A 10,565-nucleotide genomic window follows, 5' to 3' on the forward strand; every position below is an offset into this window, starting at 1 on the left:
ATAGTGGCTGCGCCCGCCCCGTCAAGAGGTGCAATCGCCCCGGCTCGGCGCCGTTCGAAGCAGTCGATGAACGGCTGAGGGCGTGACCGTATGCGATAGCGGGGCCCGGAGCTGCTGCCGGCGAGCACATTCGGTGTGCCGGTGCTGACTCCAAGGAGCCACGGTGGCGGCGTAGCGGGAGCCGACCGGCCGGACGTGTCAACAGAACACGTTGGTCCTAGTCTTCACGACGGGCCGCCCAGATACCTCGGACGTGCCGCAAGTGGTGCCGCATCAGGCCGACCACGGCCTCACGGTCACCCCCGGCGATGAGCTCGATCAACTCGAGATGCTCGTTCGCGGAGTCGACCAGACCTCCACTCTCCACCAGCGCGTCGAGACCGTACAAACGGGTGTGATTGCGCAGGTCGGCAACCGTCTCGACCAGCCGTTGATTCCCGGCGGCATGCAACAGTGTCAGGTGGAAGGCGTTGTCCGATTCGATGTACGCCACCAGGTCCCCACGTCCGGCAGCAGAAACGATGTTGTCCGCCAACCTCCGCAGTTCCCGCACCTGCGGTTCCGACAGTCTGCCCGTCTGGTCGGCCACCACCGGAATCTCGAGAAGCTCCCGAATCTGAGTGATCTCGTCCAGATCCCGCTCACTGAGGGCCTTGACGCGGAACCCCTTGTTCTTGACGATCGAGACCAAGCCCTCCTTGGCCAGGTCGAGGATCGCTTCGCGAACCGGCGTGGGCGAGACGCCGAAGCGTCCGGCCAGCATCGGGACGGAGTAGGTCGAATCCGGCCTCAAGCTGCCAGCCACGATAGCCGCGCGCAGGGCGTGCGCTACGTCCTCGCGTAGGCTCTGCCGACTCTGAAGCGGCTTCAGGTCCAGCGTGGATGCGGCAGCGCTCGCATCGCCAGTCCGCTGGTTGCCTTTCACAGTTGCATCCGCTCCGGTCCCGTCGAGCCAACCCTGAGAACAAGCCGCCCGGGGCCCGCCCTTCATCCCTGCTGACGGCGGCCCTGTCTCTCAGCGCCACCGTCAACCACCGCGCCGATCTCGGAGCCTACCCAGTGGGTATCGCCTCGACATCTACCGGGCGACAGCCGGTGGGTCGCAGCCTGCTATACGTGACGGCGTGGCCGGATCGATCAGCTCGCCGGAGGGCCTTTGTCGTAGCCGACGTCTGAGCAACCCGACGCGACGCGGACCCGGTAACCCCAGCGCCTCAGGACAAGCGCGATTCTTGCGGCACCGCCCGGGTTGGCGGAATGGACGACGACCACACCGATGTTGAAGGGGCGGTCGTAGAAGGCGGCCTGTTCCAGGACCTCTATCACCGGCCAGATGGTGTCGTCGCCGCCCAGGTCGTGGTCCAGCCACAGCTCGTCCAGCCGACCATCCCCGTAGCGGGTAAGAAGCTCGACTCCGGCAGCGCTCGTACGGGCCACCTCCGCGCGGCGGCCATCGACGAATGACCGAAGGTCATCGATCAGAGCGATCGCTCGCCGGGCGTCCACCCGGTCATGATGCGCGGGCACCGCCACGCGTCGCCATCCGGTTTCGCCGGCGAAGCAGGCGCCGAGAGCTGTCGGGGGGTGTTGCGGTGATCCAGGCCGGCGGCGAAGCCGCGGATTCGGGGCATCCGGCGTGGGGCGCGGTTGATCCAGGTGTCGAGGTGCTGCTCGGTGCCCTGGTGGCGGACCAGCGCGGCGGACCCGCGGGCGAGGCTGGCGACGTTCGAGGTCCGGTGACGTGGCGGGCCGGACAGCGCCCCGCTCCCCAGGGGGGGGCGGGATCGTCAACTGCAACCGGCATGACCGCGCGAATCGCGGCAGAAGCGGACGGCGTGAGGCATCCTGTTCGCCTCGTCAGAGGAGGTTGTCATGGAGTCGGATCAGCCGACCCAGGCTGCGATGGAGGCGGCGACGGCGGACCTACTCCATCTGGGCTTCCTGGAGATCCGGTTCCTCACTGCGCCACTGCTGGATGCCCATTCGGCGGACGCACTCGATCGACGTCGTGAGCGCGCCAATATGATCGCCGACCTCTGTCACCAGCTTCCAGGGCTTCTCGCGCCGCAGCGACGCGATCAACTCGCCGACGGGCTGCGATACCTTTGGCGAACTGCTACCGCGACCAAGCGTCAGTGGCTGCGGTCCCGCTGGGACCACCTGAACTACGATCACCGCTGGCTGACTGAGGCCGCTACCGAACGGCCCACCTCAAAGGGGAAACTGCAAACGCCGACCCGCCGGGCCCACCAATTGAATCCGGCGCCAAATGACCTCGGGCGGCACCGAGCTACCCACGGCAGATGAGTGCACCTGATCTCGGTCAACGCCCGGACGTCCGACCGTTGAACCGTTGAACCGATGACCGGAGGCGGGCGTCGGGTGCACGTCGACCAGCGCGGCGTCGGTCGCTCGCTGTCGTGGACGGCTCAGGTTTCGTCGAAGAGTTCTTCGGCGATCGTGGCTGTGTATGGAGCCTCGCTGTAGGTAAGCCAGCGCGCGATTTCGTCGGCATGACCGCCGACGGCGGTCGCGGTGGCGACGGCGTCGACCGCGTCCGAGGGTGGCGTGACCCCGTCGCGGGTCACCAAAGCTAGTGGCCACGACGGCCGCACTCGAGCACCGTCGGCGTAGAACAGGAACGGCGGTACGAACTGCAGCAGGCGACCGTCCGCGTCATCGACGGTGTCACCGGAGCGAAGCGCACCGTATGGGCGGTGCAGCAGCTTCATCTCGAATGGCTCGGCACGCTCCAGCCACACGTCTGCCGCGTCGGCGTATCCGCTGCCGACCGGCAGCAGCGCGATGCTCGCTGTCAGTCTCGGCAGGAAGCCGTCGTCCATCGGCGGGTCGTATCGGTTGGACCGCACCACGTAGCACCGGGTCGGCGGTACGCCAACCGCGCACCGGTCGCCCTCGTCGAGTTCGGCCGCCGGCGGGCGCAGCTGGTACGGCCACCACGGCTCGGTAGATTCGTCGACGGGGAAGGCGACGCTGCCGTTCGGCAGGTACGCCGAGTCGGGATCGAGCACGGCCCCCCACGGCCAGCGCACCGCCGCGTAGTACTTGCCGGCGCGTGTGGTCACCGTTGGGGTCCACGGGCATGACACCGCCACCACGTCACCGACCTGGTAGGGCAGATCGTGCGGGGGTATCACGATCTCCGGTCGCTTAGGGTCGGCGTTCAGCAGGCCGTGGTTGGCAAGTCGGGCTGCCCATTCGGCGCCGAGCCGGGCGGAAACGATCCGGATCTGGGCCGCCGCCTGCGCGGGAGGCTGCTGCGTCATCGCCAGGGTGTCCCGCTGCGCCTGCGCCTCCCGGTCTCCCGAGTCGTCGTCGGACCCCAGCTCCGACCAGAGGTCCACCGTCCGCGTGACAAGCTGTTCCATGGGTTCGGGCATGGGCTGCCGAGCAGCCTCGGCCGCTCTGACTATGACCTCGAAGATCTGCGCCTCGGCGCTGTACTCATCGCACAGGGCTCTGAGCTTCGCGCCTACTGCCGCGATCCGGTCCGCGTCGGGCGCGGCGAGCTCGCCGTGCCCCGTCCAGAACGCGTCGACGCTGTCTCGATAGAACGCGGCCGCTCGTAGCGTGCCGCACGCGTGCACGTACGGTGCGAGACGCTCGAGGCAACCCGCCACCCAGAGACCCGCCTGCCAGGGCAGAAGCGTCGTACCAGGCATTCCACCGCACCCCCCGTGTTACGCGCCGGAACAGTGGACCATGCCCGGCATCCCCTGGGAGCGGTCTGGGAGCTGCGGGACCAGGTGCAAAGCGAGGCGGCAACCGCGTCAGAGCCGAGGACTTGGCACCGCGCGTCCAGCGTCAACCCGGGCACCGGCCTGCGTGATAGGGACCGCGACCGCCGGTCCCAGTACCTCGCGTGCGGCGCCGACCTCGGCATCACCTCGGGCGCCTACAACTGGCAGCTCTACCAGCCCGGAACACGGTACTGGCTGTTCCAGGGCATCGAGACCGGCATCTTCGTCGCCGTCGCCGCCCTGCTGCTCTACCTCGCCATCCGCCGCATCCGCCGCGTCGCCTGACCGCGAAGCCGTCCACGGGAGGCACCATGCGCTAACTCACCTACATCGCCGCTGCGGCCCTGCTGGCTCGGCATCCGCTGGCATTCACCTGAATCTCTCTGCAGTTGTGCTCGCCGGCTTTTCCCCCCGCTCATGCCGCTGGTGGTGTGCGTCGATGTCTTGTGGGGGGACTGCTCGGAGCACCGACGATAGTTACATGATCATTGACAGCTTGCCGGTCCCGTCTGCGCTGCTCCGGGTGCTGCAGCAGGGGCGGTGGGTAGCTCCAGACCGCTCGTCGTCGACGTACCGGGAAGTCTTCGGTGATGACGCCGTAGCGCCGCAGTTCCTTCCCTTGAGTCGGATGACGGCCAACAGGCGCTGGCTCGATGACATCCCTGAGGACTATCGCGGGTTCTACCTCGGTCAACCGGACCGGCAGAGCCCGCCCGGCGACGTGGATCCCGACCGGTCTCTCCTGATCGGTGACCTCGGACCTGACCGGCCGTTTGCGTTGGACTACAGACCTTCGTCGGCCGCACCGTCGGTGATCTACCTCAGCACAGCGGCGGACTGGATCGAGGTTGCGCCCAACATCGAGATGCTGATCGAACGCCTCGGGATCTGACTGTGCGGAGGGATCCCTTTGATCTTCTGCCGCCGACCGGGCGCAACGTTCGGTCGCGCCTACCGTATGCGTGATGGCGTGCAGGTGGCCGGGCATTCGTTAGGTGCCGAACCCGCCGCACAGGTAGTACAGGCTCGTGGCCAGTCCCAATATCCAGCCAGCTACGAGGCCAGACGATGACCCACGGTCGAGCCGTCCGGACAGCGCGAAGCAGCTGCCCAGCAACACCAGCTGGGCAATGCCGTACGTGAGTACGCCGACGAAGAGCGCCGCGAACCTCCCACCGGCATCCAAGTCCGAATTCGGCCGCCACCAGCGGCGGTGGCCAGGGCAATCGTGAACCCAACAGGCAAGACCGTGCCCAGCGAGGGAGACGACCGTTCCGGTAACCATCGGCCTGGTGACCGTCACCGCCGGAGCGTGACCCCGTGCCGACCGAGCGCTCGTACTCGTACCAGGCGGCGCGGTTGGTGATGCCGGACTGCTAGCGTTCGGCGTCGTGTGGACCGAAGAGATCGTGGCCGGGCGGCCGGCCTGGCGGCATATCCCGTCCGGCGTGGTCTTTCGGGCGGTGCCGGGCGGGACCTTTCGCATGGGTCTGTAGGTGCGGGTCGAACCATTCCTGATTGCTCGGCACCCGCTGACGGTCGCGCAGGTCCAGCACTGGTTGCCCGAGTACGAGGACGACTACGCCAACGCGGACTCCGGCACGGCCCGGCCCGAGAACGACCTGGACGAGCTGTGCCATTCCGGCTGCCCAGCGAGGCCGAATGGGAGTACGCAGCCCGAGCCGGCACCACCACCTTGACCTTCCGCGGCGACGAGAAACCCGGCGAGGGCCATCTGCTCGACGACTTCGGCGATGAGCGGCGGACAGCCGCCGCTGAGAACGCGTTCGGGCTGGCCGCGATGGGCTCGGCAGCCGAGATTTGCGCCGACGTGTGGATTCCCGGTTTTGTGGGCGCCCCGGCGGATGCCCGCCCACGCACCGGTGACGGGCCCAGGGCCGTACGCGGCGGTGCCGCCGACCTCTACCCGTGGCAGGGCTGCGACGAATGGCTGCTGCTGCTCGCCGCCACCCGGTATGAGCACGATCAGTTCACCGCGGTCCGCCCGGTCGCACCACTGCCGCCCTGGAGTTAGCCAGGCCGCCGGACGAGACGCGAGGAGGGCCGGTGGTGGAGAGCCCGTTCGGCTGGCGAGAGTTGAAGCTGGTCCTCGCGGTTGTCCTCGGCACCCTTCTGATCGGCGTGGGGATGCTGCTCACCGTTCGGCTGAACGAGGCGATCGACGAGCGGGTTCGCGTCGGCGCCGAGACGACAGGCCAAGTGGTCCACGTCGAACGGTTCAGGATCACGCGTTCGTTCTCCGCCACGAGGCTGACTGTGGACTACACGTTCGACGGCGTGCGGTATCGGGAGCGGTTCTCCAGCGAACTCGACGAGAGTGAGTTCCGCGTCGGGGAGTTACTCGACGTACGCGTCGACAGGACGGATCCGACCCGGGCTGCCACGCCCGACGGGTACGCGACGGAGGATCTGCTCCTGCAGGCGCCGACTGTCCTGGCTGGCCTCGGCCTCGTCATGATCGTGATCTCGCTCGCGCTTATCAGAACGGGCCCTCGGCGCGGCTAGTGCTCGGACCACAAACGTTCGCGGTGTTGGTGACACGCCGGGCCTGGGTGGCGGTCGGGCTGGGGTTGCGGCGTCAGGCTGTCGGGGTGGCAGAGCCGGTTCGGGTACGTCGATTAAGTGATCAAGAAGGACAGCGGCTGCAACGGCTTGTGCGCCGGGGCACGGGCTCGGCCGTGCGGCTGCGGCGGGCGATGGTCGTGCTTGCCTCTGCGGGAGGCAACAGCGTGCCAGTCATCGCCCGGCTCGTGCAGGCCGACGAGGACTCCGTGCGGCAGGTGATCCACCGGTTCAACGAGATCGGCATGGCCAGCCTGGACCCTCAGTGGGCGGGTGGCCGTCCCCGCCGGATCAGTAGCGACGACGAGGCGTTCATCGTCGTGACGGCCAACACCCGCCCCGCGAAGCTGGGGCGGCCCTTCACCTGATGGAGCGTGCGCAAGCTCGCCGAGCACCTGGCGCACAACCCGGACCGGCGGGTGGTCGTCGGCCGGGAGCGGCTGCGGCAACTACTGCGCAAACACGAGATCACCTTCCAGCGCACCAAGACGTGGAAGGAGTCCACCGACCCCGACCGCGAGGCCAAGCTGGCCCGTATCGAGCAGGTGATCGAGCAGTTTCCGCACCGCACGTTCGCCTTCGACGAGTTCGGGCCGCTGGCGGTCCGACCGCACGGCGGCGTCGGCTGGGCGCCGAAAGGTCGCCCGCGTAGGCTGCCGGCTAACTACCACAAGCTGCACGGCGTGCGGCAGTCCCACGGCTGCTACAGCATCGGCGACGACCAGTTGTGGGGCGTCATTCGCACCCGCAAGTCCGCGGCGAACACCCTGGCCGCGTTGAAGTCGATCCGGGCCGCTCGCCCGGACGGCGCACCGATCTACGGCATCCTGGACAACCTGTCCGCCCATAAGGGGTTCAAGATCCGGCAGTGGGCGGCCCGGAACAAGGTCGAGATGTGCTTCACCCCGACCTACGCCTCCTGTGCCAACCCCATCGAGGCGCACTTCGGGCCGCTACGAACCTTCGTCATTGCGGGCTCGGATCACCCCAACCACACCGTCCTGGCCCGCAACCTGCACGCCTACCTGCGCTGGCGCAACGCCAACGCACGCCACCCCGATGTCCTGACCGCCCAACGCCGCCACCGTGCCGAAATCCGCAGCGAACGACAACGCCGCTGGGGCCAACGCGCCACCCGAGCCGCATGACCAACCCGGCCAACGTTTGTGGTCAGAGCACTAGGTGGGCTGGTGGAACCCGACTGGCGCCCCCCGGCCGCGGATCGGGGCGGCTGTTCCGCGCGGAGAGTCGTCAACTCGTAGATGGCGGAAGGGTGGTAGTCCGCGCTGAGACTCGAATCCCACCGGATACCTGCTGGCTAGGGCACTTGCTCGGTGACCTCTTCGGCGTGCCCGAAGTGTCTGCGGCTCGGCATACGGGGGCCGACGGGCTGATCATTTGGGCCTATATTCGCCCTAGTGAAGTCGACGGGTTGGCGTAGATGGCTGCGGCGGGGGACGCGGGTTGACGCTTCGCTGCGCCAGGTCGGGGCGGTGGTCGATGAGGCGGTGGAGCTGTCGCGCGCTGGTCGTTTCGACGATGCGGTCGAGACGGGCCGCCGGGCTGTGGAGATGTTGTCTGGCTTGACAGCACGGGACCGTGGCACGGTTCTGCCCACTCTCGTCCTGGCATGCAGCAACCTGTCCTATTACTTGTCGGACGCTGGCCGGCCGACGGAGGCGCTGGAGTGTGCGGAGGAGGCGGTCCGGCTGGCCCGGGAGCTTTACGCCATCGACCGCCGTCACGAGGAGCAGCTCGCGGAGGCCCTGGACGCGCTCGCCAGGCGACTTATGAGTTGTGGCCGAACGCCGGAGGCGCTGACTGCTGGCCGTGAGGCGTTGGCGTTGATGGACGTATGTCCTGACGTCCTGCTGTCGCGCCTGCTTGAGCCCTACGCGATGGCGTTGGCGGCGACCGGCCAGCACGCCGAGGCGCTGCAGGTCAGCGACCGTGCCCTGCAGTTGCTGCGCAGGCTGGCTGTGGATCAACCGGTCGGCTCGCAAATGCACGACGCCCTGGGCAGGGTCTTGAGCCTGCACGCGAACCGGCTGTTCGAGGCAGGGCGGTGGGAGGAAGCGGTCGACGTCGGCGCCGAGACGGTCGCGCACTTCCGTGAGTCGATGACGGGCAGCCAGCCGCGGCGTCTCGGCTACCTGGCGACTGCTCTGAAGAACCAGGCGGTTTGTCTGGCGGGAGTACGACGGACGGCGGAGGCTCTGGCGGCGGCCGCGGAGGCGGTCGAACTGAGTCGTGAACTTGTCGCAGCCCAGCCCGAGGTGCATCATCCGCTCCTCGCCTCGTGTCTGGACACGTACGGCGGGCGGCTCAGCGAGATGGACCGGCGGGCGGAGGCCGCGGCCGCGACCGATGAGGCGGTGAAGCTGTATCGCGCTCTGGCCGCTGTCGACCGGGCGGTATACCTGTCGAGGCTGGCCGAGGCGGTGGGCAATCAGGGAGCCGTCACCGAGGATCGACAGGCCAGCCTCGCCCTTACGACAGAGGCAGTGCAGTTGCGTCGGGAACTCGTTGCGGACAACCGGGCCGGACACCTGCGGGACCTGGCGCTGTCGCTGTTGAACCTGGCTAACGGCCTGGCCAGGTCCGGCCGGCTCGACGAGGCCCTGGCCGTTGGCGAGGAGACCCTTGAACTGCAGCGTGAGGTAGCGACGGTCGACCGGCCTGCAATCCTGTCGCGACACGCGGAGATGCTGCGGCGGCAGGCGGTGTGGCTGGACGACGCCGGCCGTACGGTCGAGGCGCTGGCGCTCGGCGAGGAAGCGATCGCGGTCGCTCGCGAGGCCGTCGCCGGTAACCGGGCCGCCAATCTCAAGATTTTGTCGTATGCGCTGGAGGATCAGGCGGCACGGCTCGAGAAACTGTCCGGTCGCGGATCGCGGCAGACGCGACGGCCCGGGGGCACGCCAAGCTTCAGCAAGAAGAAGGCGCGCCGTGCGCAGGTGATGGCGCGCGAGGCGCAGGAGTTGTGGGCGGAGTACCAGCAAGGTGCGTCGGCCTCCGGCTAAGCGACGCCACAGCGTGCGTCATCGCGTGGTGGTTCCGGAGCGGCCGTTCGGTGCGGTCGGGAAGATCCTGTCGGATCCGCTGCCTAGGGTCAGCGCATGTACTTCGTGTGCCGTTGGCGAGAGGATTCTCCATACAGTAAGCGCGTTGTCACCCTGCCTGATGCGAACGTGCTCGACTGGTTTCGCCGCGGCTGGAAGCACGACGACCCGACGGGGTGGATCGACAGTGAGCTGGGCGGCGATGTGTACGGCTTGGAGTCGATCTTTGAGGCGGCCGGGGAGCGTAACCTGCCGCCGCCGGAGTCGGTGGACGAGCTGCGGCAGCTGCTGACCGAGTACCTGTGGGTGGAGGGCGACGACAAGGGCGACTTCATTCGGCTCGGTGAGCACGCCCTGAGGGTTTCGCACCGATGACGACGAGGTGGATCTCGCGTACTACTTCGTCGATGACGACGCGGCGTCTGCCTCACCTGACCGGCTCGCGTTCCTCCTGCACGACACGTGGCCGCTGCCCACCGGCGCGGGCGGGTCGGAGACCGTCTTCCGCCACAGCGTTCCCGTCCGCAGCGTCCGGCTCGCCCCGCCCGGCACGGACTGCACCTTCTCGGTCCGCCTGTGCTGGCAGTCGCCTGACCTATACCGGAACCTGGATCTGACCGGTGCCATCCAGTTTCCCGGCGTGAGCCTGCCGGACCTCGCCACCCACCTGGCCGTCGATGGCCCCGGCAGCCACCGATGGCCACACGACGTCCGGCTGCTACGGGCGCTTGTCGCTCCCGGGGAACACGATATGGGTCGGGCATTGGAGCGCTACGCCCAGCTGCCAGGTTACGCCCCATCACCTGCCAGTCTCGACCGAGCCCCCGCGCATGAAGCCGTTCTTCAGGAGATAACCGACCTGCTGCACACGGAGCGTCTCGCCGAATCGCTGATACGGCTGGATGCGCACATCGCGCAGGTCGCCCGATACATCGACGGCTTCTTCGGGTTCGACCAGTGGATCCTGTTCGACAATCGCTGGGCGGCGACCCATCCCGAGCTGGCACGCTCGCTGCTGCACTACGCCGCTCACTGGGACCCCTACGAGAAATAGCTACGGGCGCGGGTCGTCGTGATCATCGAGGGGGTTGCCGGGTGAACATTTCGTGGAGTGCTACGTCTCCGACGACAGGGACGTTCGCAGCGGTGGAGCGCTCGG

The 10,565-nt window shown here is 67.9% G+C and carries 11 protein-coding genes and 1 pseudogene; 9 read left to right on the forward strand and 3 right to left on the reverse strand.

Annotated elements, in window-relative coordinates; genetic code table 11:
* Positions 1–217: 217 nt before the first annotated feature.
* Both BFV98_RS31190 and BFV98_RS31195 read right to left on the reverse strand, forming a co-directional pair.
* Positions 218–925, reverse strand: a complete 708-nt coding sequence (locus tag BFV98_RS31190; RefSeq protein ID WP_013476197.1) for a GntR family transcriptional regulator — start codon at positions 923–925, stop codon at positions 218–220.
* Positions 926–1,137: 212 nt separating this feature from the next.
* Positions 1,138–1,506 carry a cyclic-phosphate processing receiver domain-containing protein gene (locus BFV98_RS31195; protein WP_030275322.1) on the reverse strand — a complete coding sequence of 123 codons (369 nt, stop codon included), beginning with the start codon at positions 1,504–1,506 and terminating at the stop codon, positions 1,138–1,140.
* A 366-nt stretch (positions 1,507–1,872) separates the two neighbouring features.
* Between BFV98_RS31195 and BFV98_RS32140 the strand changes: the two genes are divergently transcribed.
* Positions 1,873–2,307 (forward strand): hypothetical protein, encoded by a 435-nt coding sequence (locus BFV98_RS32140; protein WP_143025306.1) that lies wholly within the window; start codon positions 1,873–1,875, stop codon positions 2,305–2,307.
* A 122-nt stretch (positions 2,308–2,429) separates the two neighbouring features.
* Here BFV98_RS32140 and BFV98_RS31200 read toward each other — a convergent pair whose 3' ends face one another.
* On the reverse strand, positions 2,430–3,683 hold the full coding sequence (locus tag BFV98_RS31200; protein WP_071094274.1) for a hypothetical protein: 1,254 nt from the start codon (positions 3,681–3,683) through the stop codon (positions 2,430–2,432).
* A gap of 33 nt (positions 3,684–3,716) precedes the next feature.
* Here BFV98_RS31200 and BFV98_RS32930 point away from each other — a divergent pair, with 33 nt between their 5' ends.
* From BFV98_RS32930 to BFV98_RS31240, 8 genes and pseudogenes are all read left to right on the forward strand, one after another.
* The gene (locus BFV98_RS32930; protein ID WP_030275327.1) at positions 3,717–4,046 is read left to right on the forward strand and encodes a hypothetical protein; all 330 of its coding nucleotides are present in this window, start codon (positions 3,717–3,719) and stop codon (positions 4,044–4,046) included.
* Between the two features lie 196 nt (positions 4,047–4,242).
* Complete coding sequence (locus tag BFV98_RS31210; protein ID WP_083395210.1) at positions 4,243–4,653, forward strand: SMI1/KNR4 family protein; 411 nt, start codon at positions 4,243–4,245, stop codon at positions 4,651–4,653.
* Positions 4,654–5,154: 501 nt separating this feature from the next.
* A complete protein-coding gene (locus BFV98_RS33160; RefSeq protein ID WP_357002107.1) occupies positions 5,155–5,796 on the forward strand; it encodes an SUMF1/EgtB/PvdO family nonheme iron enzyme in 642 nt (213 codons plus the stop codon).
* A gap of 32 nt (positions 5,797–5,828) precedes the next feature.
* Positions 5,829–6,287, forward strand: coding sequence for a DUF3592 domain-containing protein (locus BFV98_RS31225; RefSeq protein WP_013287184.1), 459 nt, complete (start codon positions 5,829–5,831; stop codon positions 6,285–6,287).
* Between the two features lie 86 nt (positions 6,288–6,373).
* A pseudogene (locus tag BFV98_RS32485) lies at positions 6,374–7,492 on the forward strand (IS630 family transposase).
* 345 nt (positions 7,493–7,837) lie between these two features.
* Positions 7,838–9,367 (forward strand): tetratricopeptide repeat protein, encoded by a 1,530-nt coding sequence (locus BFV98_RS31235; RefSeq protein WP_013287183.1) that lies wholly within the window; start codon positions 7,838–7,840, stop codon positions 9,365–9,367.
* A gap of 96 nt (positions 9,368–9,463) precedes the next feature.
* Positions 9,464–9,781 (forward strand): hypothetical protein, encoded by a 318-nt coding sequence (locus BFV98_RS32940; protein WP_255368320.1) that lies wholly within the window; start codon positions 9,464–9,466, stop codon positions 9,779–9,781.
* A gap of 7 nt (positions 9,782–9,788) precedes the next feature.
* Entirely contained in the window at positions 9,789–10,460 is a 672-nt protein-coding gene (locus BFV98_RS31240; protein ID WP_255368321.1) for a hypothetical protein, read from the forward strand.
* The last annotated feature ends 105 nt before the right edge of the window (positions 10,461–10,565 follow it).

The organism is Micromonospora sp. WMMB235 (assembly GCF_001855515.1).
GTDB classification, from domain to species: Bacteria; Actinomycetota; Actinomycetes; order Mycobacteriales; family Micromonosporaceae; genus Micromonospora; species Micromonospora aurantiaca.

Coding starts and splice junctions, on each gene's coding strand:
- BFV98_RS31200 (WP_071094274.1), bottom strand. CDS start 3,683: ATGCCTGGTACGACGCTTCTGCCCTGGCAGGCGGGTCTCTGGGTGGCG.
- BFV98_RS32940 (WP_255368320.1), top strand. CDS start 9,464: ATGTACTTCGTGTGCCGTTGGCGAGAGGATTCTCCATACAGTAAGCGC.
- BFV98_RS31210 (WP_083395210.1), top strand. CDS start 4,243: ATGATCATTGACAGCTTGCCGGTCCCGTCTGCGCTGCTCCGGGTGCTG.
- BFV98_RS32140 (WP_143025306.1), top strand. CDS start 1,873: ATGGAGTCGGATCAGCCGACCCAGGCTGCGATGGAGGCGGCGACGGCG.